24 protein-coding genes and 1 tRNA gene are annotated in these 25530 nt (G+C 65.2%); 4 read left to right on the top strand and 21 right to left on the bottom strand.

The genetic code is table 11. The features are described from left to right. Positions 1-18: 18 nt before the first annotated feature. Complete coding sequence (gene def, locus AADH62_RS07720; RefSeq protein ID WP_341578931.1) at positions 19-585, top strand: peptide deformylase; 567 nt, start codon at positions 19-21, stop codon at positions 583-585. Positions 586-609: 24 nt separating this feature from the next. Here the strand turns inward: def and AADH62_RS07715 are convergent. The 5 genes from AADH62_RS07715 to dusB all read right to left on the bottom strand — a co-directional run bounded on the left by AADH62_RS07715 (position 610) and on the right by dusB (position 5990). Next, positions 610-685 (bottom strand) — tRNA-Asn (locus AADH62_RS07715). Positions 686-769: 84 nt separating this feature from the next. Beyond that, positions 770-1558, bottom strand: a complete 789-nt coding sequence (locus tag AADH62_RS07710; protein WP_341578930.1) for an ATP-binding cassette domain-containing protein — start codon at positions 1556-1558, stop codon at positions 770-772. A 53-nt stretch (positions 1559-1611) separates the two neighbouring features. Continuing rightward, positions 1612-3507, bottom strand: coding sequence for a DNA primase (gene dnaG, locus AADH62_RS07705; protein ID WP_341578929.1), 1896 nt, complete (start codon positions 3505-3507; stop codon positions 1612-1614). Positions 3508-3517: 10 nt separating this feature from the next. Next, positions 3518-4813, bottom strand: coding sequence for a deoxyguanosinetriphosphate triphosphohydrolase (locus AADH62_RS07700; RefSeq protein ID WP_341578928.1), 1296 nt, complete (start codon positions 4811-4813; stop codon positions 3518-3520). Positions 4814-4826: 13 nt separating this feature from the next. Continuing rightward, positions 4827-5990, bottom strand: coding sequence for a tRNA dihydrouridine synthase DusB (gene dusB, locus AADH62_RS07695; protein WP_341578927.1), 1164 nt, complete (start codon positions 5988-5990; stop codon positions 4827-4829). A gap of 71 nt (positions 5991-6061) precedes the next feature. Between dusB and AADH62_RS07690 the strand changes: the two genes are divergently transcribed. Next, positions 6062-6565, top strand: a complete 504-nt coding sequence (locus AADH62_RS07690; protein WP_341578926.1) for a glutathione peroxidase — start codon at positions 6062-6064, stop codon at positions 6563-6565. Positions 6566-6583: 18 nt separating this feature from the next. Here AADH62_RS07690 and AADH62_RS07685 read toward each other — a convergent pair whose 3' ends face one another. From AADH62_RS07685 to recO, 4 genes are all read right to left on the bottom strand, one after another. Continuing rightward, entirely contained in the window at positions 6584-7978 is a 1395-nt protein-coding gene (locus tag AADH62_RS07685; protein WP_341578925.1) for a glutamate decarboxylase, read from the bottom strand. A gap of 56 nt (positions 7979-8034) precedes the next feature. After that, positions 8035-9495, bottom strand: coding sequence for an APC family permease (locus AADH62_RS07680; protein WP_341578924.1), 1461 nt, complete (start codon positions 9493-9495; stop codon positions 8035-8037). Positions 9496-9620: 125 nt separating this feature from the next. Then, positions 9621-10433, bottom strand: coding sequence for an isoprenyl transferase (locus AADH62_RS07675; protein ID WP_341578923.1), 813 nt, complete (start codon positions 10431-10433; stop codon positions 9621-9623). Further along, the gene (gene recO / locus AADH62_RS07670) at positions 10430-11206 is read right to left on the bottom strand and encodes a DNA repair protein RecO (protein ID WP_341578922.1); all 777 of its coding nucleotides are present in this window, start codon (positions 11204-11206) and stop codon (positions 10430-10432) included. Before recO ends, AADH62_RS07675 begins: the two co-directional genes overlap by 4 nt. A 36-nt stretch (positions 11207-11242) precedes the next feature. Between recO and AADH62_RS07665 the strand changes: the two genes are divergently transcribed. After that, on the top strand, positions 11243-11968 hold the full coding sequence (locus AADH62_RS07665; RefSeq protein ID WP_341578921.1) for a trimeric intracellular cation channel family protein: 726 nt from the start codon (positions 11243-11245) through the stop codon (positions 11966-11968). 27 nt (positions 11969-11995) lie between these two features. Here the strand turns inward: AADH62_RS07665 and leuA are convergent, their stop codons facing one another. After that, positions 11996-13756: a 2-isopropylmalate synthase gene (leuA, locus tag AADH62_RS07660; RefSeq protein WP_341578920.1), complete on the bottom strand. Its 1761-nt coding sequence runs from the start codon at positions 13754-13756 to the stop codon at positions 11996-11998. Between the two features lie 186 nt (positions 13757-13942). Between leuA and AADH62_RS07655 the strand changes: the two genes are divergently transcribed. Continuing rightward, positions 13943-14560 (top strand): hypothetical protein, encoded by a 618-nt coding sequence (locus tag AADH62_RS07655; RefSeq protein WP_341578919.1) that lies wholly within the window; start codon positions 13943-13945, stop codon positions 14558-14560. A 23-nt stretch (positions 14561-14583) separates the two neighbouring features. On the opposite strand, the gene era is transcribed toward AADH62_RS07655, so the two are convergent. From era to lepA, 11 genes are all read right to left on the bottom strand, one after another. Continuing rightward, a complete protein-coding gene (gene era / locus AADH62_RS07650; RefSeq protein ID WP_341578918.1) occupies positions 14584-15483 on the bottom strand; it encodes a GTPase Era in 900 nt (299 codons plus the stop codon). After that, positions 15480-16823 carry a hemolysin family protein gene (locus tag AADH62_RS07645; protein WP_341578917.1) on the bottom strand — a complete coding sequence of 448 codons (1344 nt, stop codon included), beginning with the start codon at positions 16821-16823 and terminating at the stop codon, positions 15480-15482. The genes era and AADH62_RS07645 overlap by 4 nt, the downstream gene beginning before the upstream one ends. Then, positions 16820-17290, bottom strand: coding sequence for an rRNA maturation RNase YbeY (gene ybeY, locus AADH62_RS07640; RefSeq protein ID WP_331792321.1), 471 nt, complete (start codon positions 17288-17290; stop codon positions 16820-16822). Before ybeY ends, AADH62_RS07645 begins: the two co-directional genes overlap by 4 nt. Then, a complete protein-coding gene (locus tag AADH62_RS07635; RefSeq protein WP_341578950.1) occupies positions 17287-18315 on the bottom strand; it encodes a PhoH family protein in 1029 nt (342 codons plus the stop codon). The genes ybeY and AADH62_RS07635 overlap by 4 nt, the downstream gene beginning before the upstream one ends. Before the next feature lie 64 nt (positions 18316-18379). Continuing rightward, complete coding sequence (locus tag AADH62_RS07630) at positions 18380-18727, bottom strand: HIT domain-containing protein (protein WP_341578916.1); 348 nt, start codon at positions 18725-18727, stop codon at positions 18380-18382. Positions 18728-18764: 37 nt separating this feature from the next. After that, entirely contained in the window at positions 18765-19502 is a 738-nt protein-coding gene (locus tag AADH62_RS07625; protein ID WP_341578915.1) for a 16S rRNA (uracil(1498)-N(3))-methyltransferase, read from the bottom strand. A gap of 2 nt (positions 19503-19504) precedes the next feature. Beyond that, a complete protein-coding gene (dnaJ, locus tag AADH62_RS07620) occupies positions 19505-20620 on the bottom strand; it encodes a molecular chaperone DnaJ (protein WP_341578914.1) in 1116 nt (371 codons plus the stop codon). Positions 20621-20668: 48 nt separating this feature from the next. After that, positions 20669-21703 carry a heat-inducible transcriptional repressor HrcA gene (gene hrcA / locus AADH62_RS07615; RefSeq protein WP_341578913.1) on the bottom strand — a complete coding sequence of 345 codons (1035 nt, stop codon included), beginning with the start codon at positions 21701-21703 and terminating at the stop codon, positions 20669-20671. Between the two features lie 111 nt (positions 21704-21814). Beyond that, positions 21815-23023 (bottom strand): radical SAM family heme chaperone HemW, encoded by a 1209-nt coding sequence (gene hemW / locus AADH62_RS07610; RefSeq protein ID WP_341578912.1) that lies wholly within the window; start codon positions 23021-23023, stop codon positions 21815-21817. Next, a complete protein-coding gene (locus tag AADH62_RS07605) occupies positions 23023-23667 on the bottom strand; it encodes a DUF1990 family protein (RefSeq protein WP_341578911.1) in 645 nt (214 codons plus the stop codon). The genes hemW and AADH62_RS07605 overlap by 1 nt, the downstream gene beginning before the upstream one ends. 10 nt (positions 23668-23677) lie before the next feature. Further along, the gene (gene lepA / locus AADH62_RS07600) at positions 23678-25525 is read right to left on the bottom strand and encodes a translation elongation factor 4 (protein WP_341578910.1); all 1848 of its coding nucleotides are present in this window, start codon (positions 25523-25525) and stop codon (positions 23678-23680) included. Positions 25526-25530: the final 5 nt, after the last annotated feature.

Here is a 25530-nt window from a genome sequence, read left to right as displayed (position 1 = left end):
TCTCAATAGGCTTGTCGCATGGCAGTTCTCCCGATCCGCATCATGGGCGATCCCGTCCTCCACGCTCCCGCCGCTCCCGTCGCGGAGATCGACGACGACATCCATCAGCTCGTCCAGGACATGTACGAGACGATGGATGCCGCGCCCGGCGTCGGGCTCGCCGCCCCGCAGGTGGGCGTGGGGCTTCGGATCTTCACCTACAGCTACACCGATGACGACGGTGCGCCGTGGCGTGGCGTGGTCATCAACCCGGAACTGTGGATCGCTCCCCTCGAGCCTGGCGAGCCAGATCCCGACGAGGAGTCCGAGGGCTGCCTGTCCTTCCCCGGTGAGCGGTTCCCGCTGCGCCGGTCCGAGCGTGCCAGAGTAACAGGAATCGATCTCGAGGGTCAGCAGGTCGATATCGAGGTCGACGGATGGCGCGCTCGCATCCTGCAGCATGAATTCGATCACCTTGACGGCGTGCTCTATGTGGACAGGCTCGCTGACCGCGATTGGCGCACCGCGCAGAAGATCTCTCGCAAGCGCGGCTGGGGAACGCCGGGCAATTCGTGGATGCCAGGCGTCGACGACCTCGACGCCTGAACTGTCGACGAGAAAGAGAAGTAATGGCTCCCCGGCTTGGACTCGAACCAAGAACCTATCGGTTAACAGCCGATTGCTCTGCCAATTGAGCTACCGAGGAATATGCCCGCCGCAGCGGGCAACCCCACTATCTTAGCAAAGCCGGAGGCGTTTCAACGACGCGAGTCAGCCCCGCGGCGCGCCCTCAGGACACGACGAATCGGCGATCTGCTTCTGCACTGGGTGTCCAGATGAGATCGTTCGTGCCGTGGCCGAAGGCTACGACGTGCCCGCCTCGGAGCACGAGCACGTTGGCGTCGAGTTCCTTGACGGCTTCGGGGTCATGCGTGGAGATGACAGCGGCCATGCCCGTGTCATCCCGTCGCCTCGTGATGGCATCGCGCGCAGCTTTGCGGACTTCGACATCGAGGTTCGCAAACGGTTCATCGGCCACGAGGATCCGCGGGTCGACGACAAGGGATCGAGCGAGGGCCACGCGCTGGCGCATCCCGGCCGACAGCTCGTACGGGAACTTGCCTGCAGCGCCGAGGGGAAGCATGAGTTCATCGAGCAGCCCTGCGACCCGGATCGCGAGGGCCTTCTGATTGATGCGGCGCTCTCGCGAGGTGATCGGCTCGGCAATGACCTCAGAGACCGTCAGCCGGGATGGCAGGTACGCTCCCGCAGACTGCGGCAGGTAGCCGGCAAAGTAGGTCAGTTCACGGATTGCCCTGCCGGGCCGCCGCACCGAAATGCCATCGACGAGCGCGTCTCCGCCCGTGACCGAAACCCCCTCGTGTGCACGACCGGCGAGCACCGAGAGCAGACTCGACTTCCCGGCACCTGTAGGACCCATGAGCGCGAGGACCGAACCACGCGCAACAGTGAACGTGATCCCGTCGATGAGCTTGTCGATCTCGCCGCGACCGTTGTGACTGATCGAGAGGTCCGAGCACACGATCGCCGCTTCGGTGGCTCTGCGACGAGGAGACATACTCTCATCCTGCCGTGCCGTCGCGCTGGGATCCAGTCTGGACTCCGGACCGATCAGCGCTCGCTGTCTCCTGTCCACCGCTGCCGCTCAAGGTCGAGCTCGCGCAACTGCAACCGAATCCGACGCCCATCTTCCGAATCCGGTGGCACCCGCTGGACGGCGCGCACCAGTTCCGCCTTTTCCGAATCGACGCGTCGGACGATAAGTCGACGCATCAGATCAGATGCAGACGCTGCGGCATCCGCCTCACCGAGCGCAGGGAACGAAGACATCAGCAGCTCCGAGCCGAGGGCGCGGTAGGGCTCGCGGATGGTGTCTACGGCCTGCACCGCCCATCCCGCCCGCGTGTAATCGGGCGCCTCAACCACGGCCATGCGAACCGCATCGAGCGCGGGATGCTGAAACGCGGCTCCCAGGGCGCGCCGGACTGTCGCATCGTCGAGGCGGTGCCCGAACTGCAATGCAGCCATGAGCGCATCCCGCTCGATCACGACATCACGCGTGCGAGGAAGCGACGCAATCGTGGGGACCAGCACCGGCGGGGCCGCGACCACGGGTCCATCATCCGGATGCTGGCGCTCGGACGCCGCACCGTCGCTGCCGCGTCGCTGCGACCCTCCGCCCGCGTCGCGGGAGCGGGAAGCACGAGTCACCGCGGCACCCACCTCGTCGAGGTCGAGTCCGATCCGGCGCGCCAGCACGCGAACATAGCCGGGACGCAAGGATGGGTCTCGGATGTCGGCAACCACCGGTGCCGCCGCCCGAAGCGCCGCAGCCCGACCCTCGACAGTCGCGAGGTCGTACTGTTCAAGACGCTGGTCGATGACGAACTCGAACATCGGCGCCTTGGTCGTCATGAGGGCCCGCACTGCATCGTCGCCGCGGGCGAGGCGTAGATCACACGGGTCGAGGCCGTCCGGAGCGACAGCGACGTAGGTCTGCGCCGAGAAGCGCTTCTCGTCGGCGAAGGCCCGCAGGGCAGCCTTCTGGCCTGCGGCATCGGGATCGAAGGTGAAGACCACCTCTCCCCCACTCGAATCGTCGCCCATAACGCGCCGGAGCACAGTGATGTGGTCGCTGCCGAAGGCCGTGCCACACGTCGCGATCGCCGTTGTGACGCCCGCGAGGTGACACGCCATGACGTCGGTGTAGCCCTCGACGACCACGACCCGATGCTCCCGGGATATGTCACGCTTAGCCAGATCAAGCCCGTAGAGCACCTGGGACTTTCGGTAGATCGACGTCTCTGGCGTGTTCAAATACTTCGGGCCCTGGTCATCTTCGAGCAGCCGCCGCGCCCCGAAACCGACGACCTGGCTCGTCACATCACGGATCGGCCAGATCAGTCGGCCACGAAAGCGGTCGTACGTACCGCGCTGACCCTGCGAGAGCAGTCCGGCAGCCAACAGCTCCTCACGCGTGAACCCCTGCGCAGTGAGGGCATCCGACAGGTTCGACCAACCCTTGGGCGCGAAGCCCACCCCGAAGTGAGCAGCGGCAGCAGCGTCGAAGCCACGCTCCCCCAGGAACCGACGTCCGATCTCGGCCTCGGGCGTCAGAAGTTGGGCGCGGAAGTACTCGGCAGCGGCAGCGTTGGCCGCGTAGAGGCGGCTGCGGCCCGAGTTCTCCGGCGCTGCGCCACCCTCCTCGAAGTGCAGGGTGTAACCGATGCGGCCTGCCAAGCGTTCGACGGCCTCGGTGAAGCTCAGATGGTCCATCTTGCGCAGGAACGAATACACATCGCCCGACTCGCCACACCCGAAGCAGTGATAGAAGCCGACCTGTGGTCGCACGTGGAAGCTCGGACTGCGCTCATCGTGGAAGGGGCACAATCCCTTCAGCGAACCGACACCGGCGGGCTTGAGCGCAACACGTTCGCCGATCACATCCGCGATGTTCGTGCGGGCCTTCACCTCGTCGATGTCGGCCTGAGCGATACGTCCTGGCATCCGGAGGCCCCTACTGTGCCCGCATCGGCGTGCCAGGTACCCAGATCCCGAGGGATGCGACATCCACCTCGCCGACAAGCCGGCCGTGCCACGAGATCGCATGCTGATCGGTCAGGCTAGCGACCTGGTCGACGATCGTGCGGCGCCGTTCGCGATCGCTCGCGGCGTGATGGAAGTCTTCGCGGTATACGGCATCCAGCTCGTGCGGGTTCTCCCAGAGCGCTGTGGCTAAGCGCTTGAGCAGGCGGCGCTGCTCCTTATAGAGCGCCTTACGACCATCGATGCTCACCACCACAGCACCAATGATGCCCTTGAGCACCCCCATCTCGGCCTCGATGACGCGCGGCACCACGACGTGAGCATGGAAGCGGGTCAGATCTGGGCCTGCGGCTGCCGCGCGGGTCGCGGTCACGGCCGCCCGGGCGAAACGTCCGATGAGGTCGCTGGTCAGGTTCTTCAGCCGGGCAAGGTCGGAGCGCGTACCCGAGAAACTCGCCACCCACTCAGGCATCCGCATCAAACGATAGAGGGCATCTTCGAGCTCGTCTCGCGCAAAGTCGTAGCCCACCCAAGTCTGAATCGCGCTGATCAGAGCATCATGCTCAGCTGGATCGGCCAGGCGCGCCGGATCGAGGTAGCCGTTGACGATCGCGTCCTCGAAATCATGGACGGAATACGCGATGTCGTCGGAGAGGTCCATGACCTCGGCCTCGATGCAGCGGACGCGACCGGGTGCACCCTCGCGCATCCAGGTGAAGACCGCCTCGTCCTCGTCGTAGACCCCGTACTTGAGTCGTCCGCCCGGGTCTGGAAGCGGATGCTCAGACGTCCAGGGGTACTTGCACGTGGCATCCAGGCTTGCGCGCGTGAGGTTCAGGCCGTGGCTCCGGCCGTTGGCGTCGATGACCTTGGGTTCCAGGCGAGAGAGGATCCGCAGGGTCTGGGCGTTTCCTTCGAATCCACCGATGTCTTCTGCCCAGTCATTGAGGGCACGCTCGCCGTTATGACCGAAGGGAGGATGCCCCAGGTCGTGACTCAGGCACGCGGTGTCGACGACGTCGGGCGCCAGTTCGAGCGCCGTGGCAAGCTCACGTCCGACCTGGGCGACCTCGAGCGAGTGGGTCAGGCGATTGCGAGCGAAATCAGCCGGGCTTGCGGGGCTCAGGACCTGGGTCTTGGCGGCAAGGCGGCGAAGCGCCGCCGAATGCAGTACGCGCGCCCGGTCCCGCGCGAAACCGTCGCGCTGCGATCGGTGGTGCTCGCCATAGAAGCGTTCGGCATCGGCATCCGCATACCCGCGATGCACCGGGACACCTCGCTCAGCCACCGCTGTGGTCCAGTTCGGCGTCGGCCAGCGCACACGAGTCGACGCCGTCAATGTCCTGAGAATCAAGCCAGCGCTCCGGCAGAGCAGGACGCTTCGGGGTTCCGGCGCGCCCGCGCTGACCCTCGGCTGCGCTTCCCGGATAGGGAGCGTCGAGGTCCAGTTCCGCGAGCAGCTCGTCGATCTCAGCGATGGAGGATGCCGTCGCAAGTCTGGCTCGGAGGTCGCCGCCCACCGGATAACCCTTGAAGTACCAGGCGACATGCTTTCGGATGTCGCGGCATCCGCGGCCCTCGTCCTCGAAGAACTCGACCAGAAGCTCAGCATGCCGACGGAAGGCACGCGCGACGAAGCCCAGATTCGCGTCGACAATCGGTCCGGCATCCACGTCGAACGCCCGCGCCAGCTCTCCGAACAGCCAGGGCCGCCCGAGGCACCCGCGACCCACGACAACGCCGTCGCATCCGGTCTCGGCCATCATCCGCGTCGCGTCCTCGGCTGCCCAGATGTCACCGTTGCCGAGCACCGGAATCGAGCTCACGTGCTCTTTGAGGCGAGCGATCGCTTCCCAGTCAGCCTCCCCCGAATAGAACTGGGCGGCTGTGCGGGCGTGAAGTGCGACCGCTGAGACGCCGGCGTCCTCGGCGATTCTGCCCGCCTCGAGGTAGGTGAGATGGTCGTCGTCGATTCCCTTGCGCATCTTCACCGTCACGGGGATGGGTCCCGCTGCGGCAACGGCGCGCGTCACGATCTCACGGAACAGGCCGAGCTTCCACGGGAGGGCGGCGCCGCCTCCTTTTCGCGTGACCTTGGGGACGGGGCATCCAAAGTTCATGTCGATGTGATCTGCTCGGTCCTCCTTGACAAGAATCCGAACTGCAGCCTCCACCGTGGCGGGATCGACGCCGTACAGCTGAATAGACCGCGGGGTCTCGGACTCGTGATGAGTGATCAACCGCATCGTCGTCTCATTGCGCTCCACGAGTGCACGTGACGTGATCATCTCACTGACGTAGAGGCCTGCGCCGTACTCCCGACACAACCGCCGAAACGCCGTGTTGGTGATGCCGGCCATCGGTGCGAGCACGACCGGCGCATCGACCGTGATCGGACCGATGCGCAGCGGCGCGACGGACGTGGCGGACGGTGATGACGGCATCCACCCATTCTCCCAGACCTACGCGTTGCCTCGCCGCGCTGTCCCCTCAGACGCGACGGTAGCCTGAACCCATGACCGACGCACCGCAGACTTCCCTCCGCGACATCCCCTTCACGACAGCCGACGGCGAAACTGCGACGCTGGCCGACTACGGTGACGGCGTCGTTTTGGTGGTCAACGTCGCCTCGAAATGCGGTCTGACGCCACAGTACGAGCAGCTCGAACAGCTGCAGAAGACCTACGGCGCTCGTGGGTTCACCGTCATCGGGTTCCCCTGCAACCAGTTCATGGGCCAAGAGCCGGGCAGCATGGACGAGATCCTCGACTATTGCGCGACCACCTGGGGCGTCTCGTTCCCGGTGGTCGAGAAGGTCAAAGTCAACGGCTCCCACGCAGCACCGCTCTACAAGGCCCTCAAGAAGGCGAAGGATGCCGAGGGCAAGCGTGGTCCCGTGCTGTGGAACTTCGAAAAGTTCCTGCTCACGCCCGACGGCACTGTGCATCGGTTCCGCCCGACAACCAAGCCTGACGACCCGGCGATTGTCGCTGTGATCGAAAGCAACCTCGTCAGCTGACCGCGCTGATGTTCTGACTCAGTGGTGGAAGCTTCCCGCTTCCTCCTCAGTCATTGGCACCGAGACGGGGTGCTTGTCGAAGTGAGCGATGGCGTCGCGGTAGTCGTTCATCAGCAGGGATGCCTCGTCCCTGCTGAATCCGGCGCGCACGAGGATGCGCTGCACTGCCATGTCTTCGCGGTGCGCGGGCATTGTGTACGCGGGCACCTGCCATCCACGGGTACGAAGGCGGTCGGCGAGATCGAACAGGGTGAACGGATGCTCCACTCCCTCCTTGAGCTTCCACGACACTGCCGGGATGCCCACCTCCGGGCTGCCGTCGTTGATGATGTCGAAGTGGCCGAGCGCCGCGATCTCCTGTGCGAGATACATCGCCGTGTCGTAGCAGGCCTGCTGGACCCGACGGTAACCCTCTTTTCCGAGGCGAATGAAGTTGTAGTACTGAGCGATGATCTGACCGCCCGGACGCGAGAAGTTCAGCGCGAACGTGGGCATGTTGCCACCCAGGTAGTTGACTTCGAAGATCAGGTCCTCGGGAAGATCTGACGCATCGCGCCACACCACCCAGCCGACGCCCAGCGGCGCGAGACCGAACTTGTGACCGGACGCGTTAATCGACTTGACCCGCGGCAGACGGAAGTCCCAGATGATGTCCGGCGCGGTGAAGGGAGCAAGGAATCCACCGCTGGCACCGTCCACGTGCATCGGCACATCGAGGCCAGTGCGCTCCTGAAGACCATCCAGGGCGTCACTGACCGCCTGCACAGGCTCGAAAGCACCGGTGAAAGTGACCCCGAGCGTCGGCACAACACCGATCGTGTTCTCATCAACCCGCTTGAGGACCTCGTCAGGCGTCATGATCAGCCGATCCCCTTCCATGGGGATCTCCCGAAGCTCGACGTCCCAGTACCGGGCGAACTTGTGCCAGCACACTTGCACCGGCCCGCAGATGAGGTTGGGCTTGTCGGTCGGCTTGCCTGCGGCACGTCTGCGCTCCCGCCACTTCCACAACAGCGCCATTCCGCCGAGCATTGCGGCTTCGCTGGATCCGGTCGTGGATGTGCCGAGCGTGTTCGCGGCCTCGGGGGAGTTCCACAGGTCCGCGAGAATGTGGACGCACCGAGCCTCGATGGCTGCGGTCTGCGGATACTCGTCCTTATCGATCATGTTCTTGTCGAGCGTCTCAACCATCAGCTGTCGGACCTCGGGTTCGAGCCAGGTCTGACAGAAGGTCGCAAGGTTCTGCCGCGAGTTCCCATCGAGCATCAGCTCGTCCGAGACCACCTGATAGGCGTGGCGGGCGAGATGCTCCTTCTCCGGCATCCGGAACTTCGGCAACGCGACCGAAAGATCCGTCGACGCGAAGACTTCGTCGAACAGCTCGTCGCGGATGTTGTCACGTTCGTGAAGCATGGTCGTGCGTCCCTCCGGGTTGTGGTTGAGAGTCTTTCAGTTCCTGCCCGCGCACGTCAGGGCGATGGCGGCGTGTTCGGACTCGGTTCTGGTTCGTGCACGTGCGAGACGTCGGGATGCACCTTCCAGCTGGGCTTGCGCACCGCGTACAGGATGAACGGCCAGATACCGAGGGCGACGATCCCCCCGACGAGGAACAGCGTGTACGGCAGTTGTCCCACGCCGCTGCCTGCAGGTTCGACGAAGCCAATGAGGAACGCCAGCAGGCTCGCGACGAACCCGATCCACCCGACCACCGGCATCGCGGGCACCCGGAATCCGCGCTGCACATCCGCGTGCGTGCGGCGCAGACGCATGGCGGCGAGGAACATCACCATGTACATGATCAGGTACAACTGCACTGCCATCGCCGAGAAGATCCAGAACACGCTTTGCACCGACGGAATCATGGCGAAGACGATCGCCAGCACCGTCACGATGAGCCCCTGCACAATCATGATCGGCGACTGCATCCCGTACTTGTTGGTGCCCTGCAGGGCTGGTGGGAGGTAACCCTGACGGCCCACCAGCAACAGGCCCTTGCTCGGCCCCGGAATCCAGGTGACGACGGAAGCCAGAATGCCGAAGACGATGAGCAGCGACATCACCGTCGTCGCCCACGGGATGCCCAGCTGCTGGAAGAACACGTCGAAGGCCTGCAGCACCCCCTGGGTGAGATTGACCTTGTCGGCAGGGACGCCGACCGAAATCGCCAACGTCGGGAAGATGAAGACAATGAGGATCAGAACCGCGGAGAGCACGATTGCGCGCGGAAAGTTGCGGCGCGGCCGATCCATCTCATTGACGTGAACGGCGTTCATCTCCATGCCGGCGTACGCCAGGAAGTTGCTCACGATGAGCACGATGCTCGTGATCCCGGTCCACGCTGGCATCCAATCCGCGGCCGCCGGCGCGGGCAAGTTCGACGCTCCTCCCCCGGTCAGGAACAAGATCGCGAACACCACGAGGCCAACCGACGGCACGATCGTCCCGGCGAGGAATCCGATACTGCTGACCGATGCGAAGGCCTTCACACCACGGAAGGCGATGAGGGTCGATCCCCAGTACACGACGAGGATGACGAAACCGGTGAACAGGCCATTGTTAGCCAGCGCGGGGTTGAACACGTAGGCCAGCGCCGTGGCGAAGAACGCGAGCTGCGCCGGGTACCAGACGACGTTCTGGATCCACTGCTGCCAGATGGCGCTGAAGCCCATTCGGTCCCCATACGCTTCCTTGACCCAGACGAAGACGCCTCCCTTCCATCCGCTCGCGAGTTCCGCTGCCACAAGCGCCACGGGGATCATGAACACGATGGCGGGCAGGATGTACAGGAAGACGGAAGCCCAGCCGTAGACCGCCATAGCAGGCAGGCCGCGAACGCTCGCTACGGCGGTAGCGATGAGCAGTGCCATCGTCGTCGCCGACATTCCCATCGCCGGCGCGGCCGCCGTGCCAGAGCGTGGTGCAGTGCTCATCCTTCAGCCCCCTTGCTGTGCGTACGTCGCACTCTCTCGTACCTGGATTACTCCCGGCGAGCATGCCGAGACAGGGACGAAGGTCACGTAGGGAGGCGATGCTCACGACGCCCGGGGTCGCGAGGTCAGAGGGTGGGAGGCTCGGGGGTGTCGACCGCTCCGCCGAACCGACGGTCTCGTCCGAGGTAGAGGTCGATCGCCCGCCACAGGTCTGCCCGAGAGAAGTCCGGCCAGAGGGTGTCGAGGAACACGTACTCCGCGTATGCCGACTCCCAGAGGAGGAAGTTCGATGTGCGCTGTTCGCCGCTGGACCGAATGAAAAGATCCACGTCTGGCATGTCCGGCTGATAGAGCCGCCGCGCGATCAGTTTCTCGCTCACCGCGGAGGCACGCAGCCGGCCCGCGGCCACGTCATCGGCGATGGAGCGCACCGCATCGACGAGCTCTACCCGACCGCCGTAGTTGACGCACATCGTGAGCGTCAGGACGTTGTTGCCTGCGGTCAGCTGCTCGGCAAATTGCAGTTCCTTGATGACGCTCGACCACAGCCGGGGCTTGCGACCCGCCCATCGCACACGCACCCCCCATTCGTTCAGCTGGTCACGACGGCGGTGCAGCACGTCGCGATTGAACCCCATGAGGAAGCGGACTTCGTCGGGTGAGCGAGACCAGTTCTCGGTCGAGAACGCGTACACCGACAGGTGCTTGACGCCGGCCTGTATGGCACCGGCCACGACATCAAGCAGCGCTGCTTCCCCGGCCTTGTGCCCCTCGACACGCGTCAGACCGCGGCGGTTCGCCCAGCGTCCGTTTCCATCCATGACGATCGCGACATGGTTTGGCACCGAACCCTTGGGGAGCGCGGGCGGGTAGAGACCCGTCCAATCGATCGGCCGATAGGGCACGGCGTCACGGTGGGTGTAGGGCTTGGGGCTCATGGAGTGGGTTCCATCGTCTGAACGGCTGCCGGCTGCTGTGTGGGTGGCGCAAAAGTACCGAGGTGTACGAGTGAACGGATGCCGCGCTCGAGGTGCCACTGGGTGTACGCCGCGATCAGGCCCGATGCCGCTCCACCTGCTCCGGCCGATGCCCCATCCACCACGTCCCACTCCCCCGTCATGAGCGCGCGCAACACCCCGAGAGTCTCCGCATCCACCCGCGCAGACCCGACCGGCGCGCAGTCGGGACAGACCATCCCACCAAGCTGCGCAACGAACGAGGTGTGCTCGCCGACGCGCCCGCAGCGGGCGCACGCTTCAAGCCCGGGCGCCCATCCCGACAGGGCCATGACGCGAAGCAGGTACGAATCGAGGATGCTGCGCGACGCGTGCTCCCCCCGAGCGAGCGCCCGGAGGCCGCCGAGCAGCAGAAGATATTGCTGTGTCGTCGCCTCGGACTCGCTCAGGCGGTCCGCAGTCTCGACCATCGCGTGCGCGGCAGTGTACCGGTCGTAGTGCAGCGCGATGTCGGCGCCATACGCGCCAAGACTGTCAGCCTGCTGCACGACGTCGAGCGAGCGCCCTTGATACAGCAGCACGTCGGCGACCATGAAGGGCTCGAGACGAGCGCCGAACCGCGACGACGTGCGGCGCACGCCCTTGGCCACGGCTCGGACCTTGCCGTGGCGTCGGCTCAGGAGCGTGACGATCCGGTCCGCTTCACCCAATTTGTGGGTGCGCAGAACCACGACTTCGTCACGGTAGGTGGGCACCCCTCGATTATCCCGGCATCGAGCGACAATGGACGGGTGAACGAGCCGCTCTTTGTGATCCCGCTCTGGGCAGATCTCTCTGCCGTGGCGCTGGGCGGGCTCCAGGGCGCGCTGTTCGCCTCGGGATTCCGCGGCCAGCGGCGCCTGGATCTCCTCGGCGTCGCGATCATCGGGATCGTCATGGGGATGGGTGGCGGTCTCATCCGTGACCTGCTGCTGAACGTCACCCCGTCGACGCTGCAGTCGAACTGGTACCTCATCACGGCAGTCGCCGCCGCGCTCCTGGGGATGCTGCTCGCGACGATCCTCGAGCGCGTCAGCTGGCTGATCGTCGGACTCGACGCTCTCGTTATCGGCCTGTTCGGAGCCTTCGGCACAAGTAAGGCGCTGTATCTCGGCCTACCCGAGGTGCCCGCGATCTTCGTTGGCGTCGCCGCTGCGGTGGGTGGCGGCATCCTGCGCGATGTGCTGATGGGCCTGCCTGTCGCGATCATGCACGTCGGATCGCTCTACGCGGTAGCGGCGGGTGCGGGGTGCGTCGTCCTCACCGTCTCGTTCTCGCTGGGGGCGCCACTGACCGCCGCGGCGATCATGGCCGTCGCCGTGACCACAGTCATCCGCCTGCTCGCTGTCGTTTTCGATATCTCGCTTCCGGAACAGCGTGCCCTCTACCGCCGGAAGGTCGCCGTCGAGACCTCGGCGATCACCGTCGTCGGTGATGCCGGAAGTCCTGACAACGGCGACGCGGGGGCAACCGGCTGACCGGTAACCCCCGCGCACACTCGGCTGTCAGACCGCGGCGAGAGCTCCGGACTCCTCGCGGACGCGGATGGCGCGGTTCACGCCCGAGACGATCGCCTTCAGCGAAGCCGTCGAGATGTCACCGTCGATTCCGACACCCCACAGCCGCTCGCCCTCGACCTGAAGTTCGACGTAGGCAGCCGCTTGCGCATCGCCGCCGGCGCTGAGAGCGTGCTCGACGTAGTCGTAGACGGTGACATCAAACCCCTGCTCGCGCAGCACGGACAGGAACGCCGCGACTGGTCCGTTGCCGTTTCCGCGAGCCGAGATCTCGGCATCGCCGTCACGCAGCCGCACGTCGAGGACGACGTCACCGGTCATGTCGCTTTCGGTGCGCGTCGAGAGCAACTCGAACCGGCCCCAGCGCTCGTCGGCAACCGTGCTCGGCAGGTATTCGTCGGTGAAGATCGACCAGATCTGGTCGCTCGTGACCTCGCCGCCCTCGGCATCCGTCTTTGCCTGCACGACGCCCGAGAACTCGATCTGCAGTCGACGCGGCAGGTCCAAGGCGTGGTCGGTCTTCAAGAGGTACGCGACGCCACCCTTACCCGATTGCGAGTTCACGCGGATGACGGCCTCGTAGGAGCGGCCGAGATCCTTGGGATCGATCGGCAGGTACGGCACAGCCCACACCAGCTCGTCGACAGAGACCCCCTGCGCCGCGGCCGCGGCATCCATCGATTCGAAGCCCTTCTTGATCGCATCCTGGTGCGACCCGCTGAAGGCGGTGAAGACGAGGTCACCAGCCCAGGGACTGCGCTCATGCACGGGCAGCTGGTTGCAGTACTCGACGGTGCGCTTGACCTGGTCGATGTCGCTGAAGTCGATCTGAGGGTCGACTCCCTGCGTCAGCAGGTTGATTCCCAGCGCGACCAGGTCGACGTTGCCGGTGCGCTCGCCGTTGCCGAACAGACATCCCTCGATCCTGTCGGCCCCGGCCATATAGCCGAGCTCGGCAGCAGCGATCGCAGTGCCACGGTCGTTGTGCGGATGCAGCGAGATGATGACGTTCTCACGGTGGTTCAGGTGGCGGCTCATCCACTCGATGGAGTCGGCGTAGACGTTCGGCGTCGCCATCTCGACCGTCGCCGGCAGGTTGATGATGACCTTGCGCTCAGGCGTCGGTTCGAAGATCTCGAGAACCTGGTTGCACACGTCGACCGCGAACTCGAGCTCGGTCCCGGTGTAGCTCTCAGGCGAGTACTCGTAGAAGACCTCGGTGTCGGGAACCGTCGCCTCGAACTTGCGGCACAGGCGAGCACCTTCGAGGGCGATGTCGATGATCCCCTCCTTGTCGGTGCGGAACACGACATCGCGCTGCAGGATGCTCGTGGAGTTGTAGAGGTGTACGATCGCGCGCTTTGCGCCGCGGATGGATTCGTACGTCCGCTCGATGAGGTGCTCGCGCGCCTGCGTCAGGACCTGAATAGTGACGTCATCCGGGATGACATCGTCTTCGATCAGGTGACGCACGAAGTCGAAGTCGGTCTGGCTCGCGGACGGGAAGCCGACCTCGATCTCTTTGTAGCCCATCTTCACCAGCAGATCGAACATGATCCGCTTGCGCTCCGGGCTCATCGGATCGATGAGCGCCTGGTTCCCATCGCGCAGATCTACGGCGCACCAGCGGGGCGCTTGGGTGATCTTCGCGTCGGGCCACGTGCGGTCGGGAACCGACACGCGGATCTGCTCGTGATACGGAACGTACTTGTGCGTCGGCATCCCCGACGGCTGCTGAGTGTTCTTCATGGTGTCGCTCTTCCTGCTCCTGGCTCGAGGTGAACGGGCCGACACGAAGCTCCGCGACGAGGTAGGCCCTAGATGGCCCCGCCGCGGCAGCTAAGAAGAAGCGAGAGTGCACGCATACGGCGATGCTACCAGCAATTCGTCCCCTGATCCGTGAGACGTTTCTTTCGCCTTCGACACAGTATGGGTATGAGGATCACCGCTCGTCTCGGTGTTGCCGCGCTCGCCGCTGCAGCGCTCCTGCTGATCACCGCCGGATGCGCCAGCGGGTCCGGTGCCGCCGGCGGGTCACTGTCAACCACACAAATCAGCCCGCCGGACGGCGAACTGGTCGGCACGGGAACTGTGCTTGATGTCGCTGGGGATGTGAGTCTCTGCCTCGGCCCGATCGCCGAGTCCTACCCGCCGCAGTGCGAGGGGTTGCCGCTCATGGACTGGAGCTGGGACGGTGTCGACGGTTTCGAAGAATCCGGTGACATGAGATGGGGCACCTACGCGGTCTTTGGAACATTCGATGGCGATGTTTTCACCGCCACTCAGCCGCCGATCATGCTCGCTCTCTACGATCCGGTTCGTCCAGAGGACCCAACGGGAGGAGTTTCGGGCGAAACGCCAGTCGCAGAGCTCGACGAGATCGCAAGTGAGCTACCGACAGCTCTCGGCGATCTGCTGCTGGCGACATGGACGCAGGACGGCTACGTCTGGGCACAGGTGATCTGGGATGACGGCACGCTGCAGGATGCCGCGGATGCCGAGTATGGCGACGGTGTCGTGATCATCCAGTCAGCCCTCCGCTCACTCGGCTGAGGAGCGGGATCTGCACGTGAGGGTCAGAAGCCGAGGCGACCGAGCTGCTTCGGGTCTCGCTGCCAGTCCTTGGCTACCTTCACGTGCAGTGACAGGAAGACACGGGACCCGAGGAGCGGCTCGATCTGTTCACGGGCAGTGGCGCCGACGCGTGCGAGCCGCGACCCCTTCTTGCCGATGATGATCGCCTTCTGACTGTCGCGCTCAACCACGATGTCGGCATAGACATCGATCAGGTCCGAGTCCTCACGTGCTTCGACATCCTGCACGACGACGGCGATGGAGTGTGGCAACTCGTCACGGACGCCATCGAGCGCAGCCTCCCGAATGATCTCGGCGATCCGGTCATCGTCCGACTCGTCAGTGACGACGCCGTCCGGATACAGGGCAGGCCCTTCGGGAAGCAGCTTCAAGATCTCATCAGCCAGAACCCCGAGCTGATCAGCCGTCACCGCTGAAAGCGGAATCACCGCCGCCCAGTCCTCACGCAGACCGTCGACTTCCATGAGCCGCTCCGTGATCTGATCACGGGATGCGGCATCCGTTTTGGTTACCAGGGCGATTTTCTTCGCCGACGCGTACCCGTCGAGAGACTCGGCGATCCGTCGATCGCCGGGGCCGACCTTCTCCGTCGCTGGTGCGCAAAACGCGATCACATCAACGTCTCCGAGAACCTCTTCGACGAGATCGTTCAGGCGCTGACCGAGGAGCGTGCGCGGGCGGTGGAGACCTGGGGTGTCGACGATCACGATCTGCCCGCCGGGGCGATTCAGGATGCCGCGAATGGCCCGCCGGGTGGTTTGCGGCTTGTCGCTGGTGATCGCGATCTTCTCGCCAACGAGCGCATTCATGAGCGTGGACTTGCCGACATTGGGGCGCCCCACGAAGGTCACAAAGCCGGATCGGAAATTGCCGTCGCTCACGAGCGCACCTTCCGTTCAGATGACGTCTCGGATACCGCAGCCAAGCCCTCGTCGTCGGCAGCTGCGTCGCTTTCCGCGTCGGTCTCGAGCGGAATGCGTTCGACAAACACGGTCGAGATGCCGCGACCCTTGCCGCGGGAAGCGCCGCCGGTGATTCGCAGCCCTTCGAAATCCGTCACCGCTCCGGGCTGCGGCACCTTGCCGAGTTGCTTGCCCAGAAGTCCCCCGATCGAATCGACCTCGTCGTCCTCGAGATCGAGGTCGAAGAGCTCCCCGACCTCCGCCAGCCCCAATCGGGCACTCACGCGGTAGCGTCCTTCTGCGACTTCGGCGATCTCGGTGGCCCGCGGGTCGAACTCGTCAGCGATCTCGCCCACCAGCTCCTCGATCAGGTCCTCGAGGGTCACGAGGCCCGAGACCCCGCCGTACTCGTCCACCACCATGCACACGTGCACGGCTTCGCGCTTCATCTGCTGCAAAAGAGTCTCGGCTCGCATGGACTCCGGCACGAACACGGCAGGTCGCGCGAGTTGCGAGATCGCGGCAGCCCGCCACCCGGCCTCGTCGCGGTACGCGAACTGCACCAGGTCTTTGAGGTAGAGCATTCCGATGACGTCATCGGCTTCGTCATCGACGACGGGAACCCGCGAGACTCCCTTGTCGAGGAACACCTCCATGGCGTCCTTCGTGGTGGTGTCAGCCTCGACGGTCACCATCTCTGTGCGCGGAATCATGACCGCGCGCACGTACGTGTCGGTGAAGTCGAACACGGAGTGGATGAGTTCGCGATCGTCCTCCTCGATGAGGTCCTGCGATGCCGCCTCGTCCACCATGCTGAGTAGCTGCTCTTCAGAGGCGAACGATGATCCACGGGCGACACCGGGCGTCACACGGTCACCGAGCGCCACGAGACCGTGAGCGAGAGGGCCCAGCACGATGCGCATAGCGCGGATGACGGGACCAGCGCCCCGGAGGAGCCCCTTCGCATGCAGGCGCCCGACGCTGCGCGGGCTCGCGCCGACCACGACGAACGAGATACCCGTCATGATGATCGCGGCAGCGAGCATCGCCCACCAGATGCTGTCGAACAGGATCGTCAGCGCAACCGTCACGAGCACCGCCGCGGTGGTCTCGGACAAGACGCGCATGAAGCCCGCGGCGTTGGCGTGCGCCGCAGGGTCATCGGCGATTCCGCGGAGGAACGCGGCATTGCGACCGGACTGACTCATCTCCTCGAGGTCTGAGCGGGAGGTCACTCCGAGTGCTGCGTCCACCGCCGCCATCAGACCACCGAAGGCGACCAAGAGGGCTGCCGCAGCCAGTAGGAGGGCCGCGGTCACGGCTTGAGACGACGGCGTTCTGCCGCGTGGAATCGGACGATGAGGTCGCGCTGGAGGGCAAACATCTCACGCTCTTCCGCCGGCTCGGCGTGGTCGAAACCGAGCAGGTGCAGGAGTCCGTGGGTGGTGAGCAGGATCAGTTCGTCCATCGTGGAGTGACCGGCGGCCTGAGCCTGGGTTTCAGCGACCTGCGGGCACAACACGATGTCACCCAGCAGCCCTTCGGGGGTCGGCGCATCTTCCGTTCCCGGGCGCAGTTCGTCCATCGGAAAGCTGAGCACATCCGTGGGGCCGGGTTCATCCATCCACTGGACGTGCAGCGACTCCATCGCGCCCTCGTCGACCAGGAGGATCGCGAGGTCGGCATCCGGGCTGACGAACAACTCAGCGAGGTTGTTCTCTGTGAGCCGGAGCAGGACTGTCTCGTCGACGTCGATTCCGGATTCGTTGGTGATTTCGATCGTCATCGGCGTCCTCGTTTGGGCATGTGATCGCGGGGACCGGCGGGCCGGCTCGTGCCGCGGCGCTCAGCACGATTGCTGAGTTCGCTCGCTTCGTCGCGTTCCCGCTTTGCTGACAGTCGCTGCTCGTCATACTCGGAGTAGGCGTCGACAATCTTGCCGACGAGCGAGTGGCGCACGACGTCGTCGCTCGTGAGGTATGCGAAGTGGATGTCGTCGATCCTGCTCAGCACCTTCGTCACGAGGCGCAGACCCGATGCCCCCTGGGGGAGGTCGATTTGAGTGATATCGCCCGTGACCACCATTTTCGTGTTGAAGCCGAGGCGGGTCAGGAACATCTTCATCTGCTCGGGGGTGGTGTTCTGAGCTTCGTCCAGAACCACGAAAGAGTCGTTCAACGTGCGGCCACGCATGTATGCGAGGGGCGCGACCTCGATCGTGCCCGTCGCCATGAGCTTGGGCACAATCTCTGGATCCATCATTTCGTTCAGCGCGTCGTAGAGCGGGCGCAGGTACGGGTCGATCTTGTCGGTCAGCGTTCCGGGAAGAAAACCGAGTCGCTCGCCGGCTTCGACGGCGGGGCGGGTCAGGATGATGCGGCTGACCTCTTTTCGCTGCAGCGCCTGCACGGCCTTGGCCATGGCCAGGTAGGTCTTGCCGGTGCCGGCCGGCCCGATGCCGAACGTGATCGTGGTCTGCTCGATCGCATCCACGTACGACTTCTGCCCCAGCGTTTTCGGGCGGATCACCCTTCCACGACTGGAGAGAATCGCCTCACCCAAGACCTCGGATGGACGAGGGTTGCCATCGCTTCGCAGGATGCGGTTCGAACTGGAGACATCTGCTGGCGCGAGATCGTGACCGGTGCGGGTCATGGTGAGCAGCTCCTCGACGAGGTCTCGTGCCGCGGCCACAGCTGCTGCGCTGCCCGCGAGAGTGATCTCGTTTCCGCGGACGTGCACGTCGACATCCGGATGCTCCCGCTCGACAACGCGCAGGAGCCTGTCTTGCGGCCCGAGAAGCTGGACCATGGCGACACCGTCGGCGAACAGTCGCTCCGTGACGCGATCTTCGGATGCCGCGCTGCTGTCCGGATCAGCCACCGAGACTGCCTTCTGCGAGGTCGCCGCCGAGCACGTGGGCATGCACGTGGAAGACTGTCTGCCCCGCGCCAGACCCGGTGTTGAACACCAGCCTGAAATCACCGCTGCCGTGCTCTGCAGCGGCGGCCTTGGCCACGGCCACCATCTCGGCGAGCAACGCAGGATCACCCGCGGCAAGCTCGGTGACATCGCGGTATTCGGCAGTCTTGGGAATCACAAGCAAGTGCAGCGGCGCCTGCGGAGCGATATCGCGGATGACGAACACGTTCTCGGTCTCGCTGAGGATCTCTGCGGGAATCTCGCCACGCAGGATACGAGTGAAGACGGAGGGTTCGGTCATGCTCTCAGTCTACCGACGGCCTCTCCCACGGGCCCAGCTACCACCGGCCGAGGCTGGCGCTGAGGATAGCGATCGCTGCAGGACCTGCCGTCGAGGTGCGCAAGACGTGGTCACCCAAGCGCACGAGCGTCGCGCCGGCAGCTTCGAGCGAACTCAACTCCGCGTCATCGATCCCACCCTCAGGCCCGACGACAAGGGCGATGTCACGGCCGTCGGTCTGCTCGGGCATCCATTGCGCCAGGCGTACGGTCGCTGTCGGCTCGAGCACGAGCATCCGGGATGTCGTTGCCCGCTCGCACAACTGCGCCGTCGTCACCGGTGCGCCAACCTCTGGAAGCCACGCTCGGTGCGCCTGCTTACCCGCCTCCCGCGCGATCTGGCGCCAGCGGGCGACACCCTTCTCACGCTTGGCCGCGTCCCACCGCGAGACGCTCCGGGCAGCCTGCCAGGGCGTGATGACATCCGCGCCGAGTTCGGTCGACGCTTGGACCGCCAGCTCGTCGCGGTCGCCTTTCGCGAGCGCCTGCACGAGTTCGATCCGCACGGATGGGCGGAGCATGTTATCCCGGTTCGTAACACGCACGACGACCTCGCGCGCCGCGACGGCCTCGCACGTGCCTTCGAGCCATACGCCAGCGCCGTCGCCGAGCGTTACCGTCTCGCCGACGCGCACCCTGCGTACCGTAGCTGCGTGGTGCGCCTCAGCCCCGGTGAGGGTCACGGTCTGGCCGGCCTCGGCGTCCAGCCGCTCGTCGACGACGAAATGAAGCGGCACGATCAGCCGTTCCGGAACCGATCGCGCAACTTCGAGAACAGACCCTGATGGAACTCCGCCAGGTGGGGCGCGGGAGCCTTCGTCCGCTTGGCGAACTCCTCGATGAGGGCCCGGTCCTTGGCGTCGAGCTTCGTCGGTGTGACCACATGAACACCCACGCGCAGATCACCGCGTGAATTGCCACGCAGCGGCGTAATGCCTCGACCCTTGATGGTCAGCACGTCTCCCGACTGGACGCCAGGACGCACCTCGAGATCCACCGGTCCGTCCAGTCCCTCGATCGTCGTGGCCGCGCCGAGAACGGCATCCGGCATCGACACTTCCAGCGTTGCGAGCAGATCGTCACCTTCACGGCTGAACACCGGATGCGTCGCGACGGAGACCTCGATGTACAGGTCGCCCCGGGTGCCGCCGCCCGGTCCGACTTCGCCCGATCCGGGAAGTTGAAGCCGGAGACCCGTGTCAACACCGGCCGGAATGTCGATCGAGACCGTGCGACGAGCGCGAACGCGGCCCTGCCCCTGGCACGTCGCGCACGGGTACGGGATCGTCGTGCCATACCCCTGGCAGGTGCCGCACGGCTGCGAGGTCACCACGTTGCCGAGCAGGCTTCGAACAGTGCGCTGGATGTGGCCCGTGCCGTGGCAGATATCGCAGCGCACCGGCGTCGTTCCGGGTTGCGTGCAGGAACCATTGCAGGTCTCGCACATGACGGCGGTGTCGACGTCGATGTCGCGATGAACACCGAACACGACATCCTTCAACTCGAGGTCGACGCGGACCAGCGCATCCTGGCCCCGCTCCTTCCGAGAGCGCGGGCGCCCGCCACGAGCAGCGCCACCACCGCCGAAGAAGCTCTCGAAGATGTCGCTGAAGCCGCCGAAGTCGCCTGCACCGCCGAAACCGCCGTTCTGGCCGCCGCCCATGTCGTAGCGCTGGCGCTGCTGCGGGTCGCTGAGGACGTCGTAGGCGTGCGTGACGAGTTTGAACCGCTCTGCGGCGTCTTCACCCGGGTTCACATCCGGGTGAAGCTCTCGAGCAAGGCGACGATATGCCTTCTTGATCTCTTCGGGCGACGCGTCTCGCGACACGCCAAGGACCTCGTAGTGGTCAGCCACGGTCACCTTTCTGCATCCCGCGCGTTGTCGCGGGCAGTTCGTGCGGGCTCATCGGCCCATTTCGTCCTCGGCCAGCAGTCCGGTGAGGTAGCGCGCTACAGCCCGCACCGCCGCAAGGTTGCTGGGATAGTCCATTCGCGTCGGACCCATCAGCCCGACGCGTGCCCGCGCGCCCGTCGCATCGTAGTCACTGGCGATGACCGATGCCTCCGAAAGCCCGAACGCCTCGTTCTCGCGTCCGATGCTGGCCGCGAGCCCGTTGTCATCAGCGACCATTTCACCCATCAGGCGAAGGATCGTCACCTGCTCTTCGATCGCCTCCAGAAGCGGGTAGATGCTCCCCCGGAAGTCACTCTCGCGTCGCGCGAGATTAGCTGCACCGGCCATCACGAGCCGGTCCTGACGGAACTCGTCTAGCTCTTCTTGCACGACTCGGAGGATCTCGGTGACCGCCGACTGGTGGGCGGTGCGCACGTCACTGTCTGCTTGCTCCTCGACGCGCTTCGCCCCCTGACGCACACTGCGACCAACCAGGAGCGTTGAGACCTCAGCTCGCACACGAGCGAGATCTGTCTCATCGAGTGCCCCGGTCAGAAGCGCGAGGCGTTGCGATACACGTCCTGTATCGGTGACGACGATCACAAGCACCCGGGTGGGCTCGAGCGCCACGAGCTCAACGTGCGTGATGGTCGCCTTGGCAAACGACGGATATTGCACGATGGCCACCTGCCCGGTGAGCTGCGTGAGTGCCCGTACCGTTCGCGCCAGAGCATCATCGAGGTCGCCGGGCCCCTGCAGGAAGCTCGCGATGGCTGCGCGCTGGGCCGGTGAGAGCGGCCGGATCTCGGCGAGGTGGTCGACGAAGACGCGATAGCCCTTATCGGTCGGAACGCGACCCGACGAGGTGTGGGGCGCCGCGATGAGTTCTTCGTCTTCGAGAAGCGCCATGTCGTTGCGGATTGTGGCCGCTGATACGCCGAACGCGTGACGCTCAACGATCGCCTTGCTTCCGACGGGTTCGCGGGTATCGACGTAGTCCTGCACGATAGCCCGCAGTACCTGAAGCCCTCGCTCGCTGACCATGTCGCCTCCTTCCGCATCCGGCGTCGACCCTGCCCGCAGGCCCGACCGAGTACTGGCACTCACATCCTCAGAGTGCCAATTCTAGCGGATGCCTCTCCCCCACGCCCCGGATCACGCGGTCAGCGCGCGGACAACCGCGTCAGCAAGCAGTCGACCGGCGCGCGTGAGCACAAGGTTCCCCCGGACCGCCTCTCGACCGTCGACGAGTCCGTCCGCAACGAGACCTGCAACGGCCCGCCGACTTTCCGGCGACAGATCCGACACGGGTAGACCGTCGACCGTGCGCACCCTCAGCATCACACGCTCGAGGAGTCGGGCTTGCTCATCGGGGACCTCCATTCCAGCCCCGGGCGACTCACCGCCGGCAAGGCGTTGAGTGTACGCAGCAGGATGCCTGACATTCCAGAACCGCACACCTCCGACGTGACTGTGGGCGCCAGGACCGAAACCCCACCAGTCGTGCCCACGCCAGTACGCGAGATTGTGCCGCGAACGGTCGGCGGGGGTCTTCGCCCAGTTCGACACCTCGTACCAGCCGTAGCCCGCATCCTCGAACGCTGTGTCGGCGTGCTCATACATCGCGGCCTGCAGATCGTCGTCGGGTGTGGCGAGTTCTCCGCGTCGGATGCGGCGCTCCAGCGCAGTGCCCTCTTCGACGATCAGCGCGTACGCCGAGATGTGGTCGGTCTCCAGTGCGAGGGCAGCCTCGACACTGCGTCGCCAGTGGTCGAGGGTCTCGTCCGGCGCGCCGTAGATGAGGTCGACGCTCACAGCCAGGCCACTGTCTCGTGCTGCGCGCACCGCCGTTGCGACGTTCTCGGGCCGATGCGTGCGGTCGAGCGTCCGCAGCACCTCCGGCACCGCGGACTGCATCCCGATCGACAACCTCGTGACTCCTGCACTGGCCAGTTCCTCCGTCACCTCCGGAGTCACGGTGTCGGGGTTCGCCTCGACGGTGACCTCGGCATCCTGCACGAGCCCGAACCGATCCCGCAGGGTTGCGAGGATGACCGCAAGGTCGCGGGCAGGAAGCAGCGTCGGCGTTCCGCCGCCGAAGAACACCGTGCTCAGTGGCCGCGGATGGGCAGAAAGGACCCCCGACGCGAGGTCGATCTCGCGAAGTAGCGTGCCCGCGTAGTCCTCGCGGCGCGCGCCCCGCAACTCCTGTGCCGTGTACGTGTTGAAGTCGCAGTAGCCGCAGCGGACGCGGCAGAACGGGATATGGACGTATGCAGAGAGGGGCGCGGTTGGGTCGATGACCGCCCCGGGAAGCGATCCGTCACGGGGAACGGGATCGCCGAGCGGAAGCGCTGCGCCCATCAGGAAGCGAACAGGGGCGATACCGCCGTCAGGTAGGCCCGGAAGAGCCGTCGCCGCCGCCCGCGCACGAAGCGCGGCACCAGGCGATACAGCGTCGAGACGGGACGATCGAACGCGCGCACGGTGAACCAGACCTCGTCGTTGTCGCGCCACTCGACCAGGAACAGCTCCTCGCCGCTGACGACAGAGCCGCCCACGGTGCCGAGTGCAAATGCCGTGCGCCGGGGTTCTTCGACGGCCAGGATGACACGCAGTTCGGCATCCGCGCGGTATCCGCTGAGCCGGCCGGTCACGTGCACCGTCGCGCCGGCGCTGACATACGGAGTGCCTTCGGCGTCGAAACGCTGCTCGGCGTCGCGTCGCGACGGCGCTATCGGCGCGCCATCCGAGTCGTACGCGACCCCGGCGTAACCAGACCCGGATGCCGGACGGATGTCGGCCAACGACAACCCTGCCCCGCGCAGCGGCGCCCACGACAAGAGCGACTCGGTCGCCGACTCGAATCGTGCCTGACCGCTGCCGATCCGCCAGGACTCCTCGGCGGGGACGCTCTTTTCCGGCGGGTACTGCATGAGGTCGGGAGCCTGTGTGGCCCCGACTGCTGCATAGTCGACGGTCTCGTCCCGGAAGGTTCCGCGGCGCATGGCGATCAGACTACTTGTCTTTGCCTTCGACGTCGCCCGAGAGCGCTGCGATGAACGCCTCCTGGGGGACCTCGACGCGGCCGACCATCTTCATGCGCTTCTTGCCCTCTTTCTGCTTCTCGAGCAGCTTGCGCTTTCGGGTGATGTCACCGCCGTAGCACTTGGCCAGCACATCCTTGCGGATCGCGCGGATGTTCTCGCGGGCGATGATCCGCGCTCCGATGGCGGCCTGGATGGGCACCTCGAACTGCTGGCGCGGGATGAGCTTTCGCAGGCGCTCGGTCATCATCGTGCCGTACCCGTAAGCCTTCTCCCGGTGGACGATGGAGCTGAAGGCATCCACCTTCTCACCCTGCAAGAGGATGTCGACCTTCACGAGATCGGCGGTCTGCGACCCAGCCGGCTCGTAGTCCAGGCTCGCGTAACCCTGCGTCTTGGACTTGAGCTGATCGAAGAAGTCGAAGACGATCTCACCGAGCGGCATGTTGTAGCGCAGCTCGACGCGGTCTTCGCTCAGGTAGTCCATACCGAGCAGCGACCCGCGCCGGGACTGGCACAACTCCATGACCGTACCCACATAGTCCTTGGGCAACAGGATGCCGACCTTCACCACCGGCTCCGACACCTCGGCAACCCGACCGTCGGGGTACTCGCTGGGGTTGGTGACCGTCACGGTTTCGCCTGTGTCGGTCGTGACCGTGTAGGTCACCGACGGCGCCGTGGTGATGAGGTCGAGGTCGAACTCACGGGACAGGCGCTCCGTGATGATTTCGAGGTGCAGAAGACCGAGGAATCCGCAACGGAAGCCGAAGCCCAGCGCCACCGACGTTTCGGGCTCGTACTGCAGCGAGGCATCCGAGAGCTTGAGCTTGTCGAGCGCCTCGCGCAGATCCGCGTAGTCGCTGCCGTCGATCGGGTAGATACCCGAGAAGACCATGGGCTTTGGGTCGGTGTAGCCCGGGAGGGCATCGGATGCCGGCTTTCGCTGGTTCGTGATCGTGTCGCCGACCTTCGACTGGCGCACGTCCTTCACACCGGTGATCAGGTAGCCCACTTCGCCGACGCCGAGGCCCTTGGTCGGGGTCGGTTCGGGACTCGAAACACCGATTTCGAGCAGATCGTGCGTCGCCCGGGTCGACATCATCTGGATGCGCTCACGCGGCTCCAGTTTCCCGTCCACCATTCGCACGTACGTGACCACGCCCCGATACGCGTCGTAGACGGAGTCGAAGATCATCGCGCGGGCCGGCGCGTCCGCGTCGCCGGTGGGTGCCGGGATCTCGGCGACGATTCTGTCGAGAAGTTCCTCGACGCCCTGACCGGTCTTGCCACTGACCCGAAGCACATCAGCCGGATCGCCGCCGATGAGGCTCGCGAGTTCCGCCGCGTACTTCTCGGGGTCGGCAGCGGGGAGGTCGATCTTGTTGAGCACCGGGATGATGTGCAGGTCGTTCTCAAGCGCCAGGTACAGGTTGGCGAGGGTCTGCGCCTCGATGCCCTGCGCGGCATCCACGAGCAGAACTGCGCCCTCGCATGCTGCAAGCGAGCGTGACACCTCATAGGTGAAGTCGACGTGACCGGGAGTGTCGATCATGTTGAGCGCGAACGTCCCGGCATCGGTCTGCCACGGCATCCGCACCGCCTGACTCTTGATGGTGATCCCGCGCTCACGTTCGATGTCCATGCGGTCCAGGTACTGCGCGCGCATATCGCGATCGGACACCACACCCGTGATCTGCAGCATGCGGTCGGCCAGGGTCGACTTGCCATGGTCGATGTGGGCGATGATGCAGAAGTTGCGGATCTGCGAGGGTGGCGTGGCTGCCGGCTGCAGCGGCGTGGAGGCACGGGGGGACATATCCG

It is taken from the genome of Microbacterium schleiferi (genome assembly GCF_038150145.1).
GTDB lineage: Bacteria > Actinomycetota > Actinomycetes > Actinomycetales > Microbacteriaceae > Microbacterium > Microbacterium schleiferi_B.
This window is presented reverse-complemented; position numbering and strand designations above follow the sequence as displayed.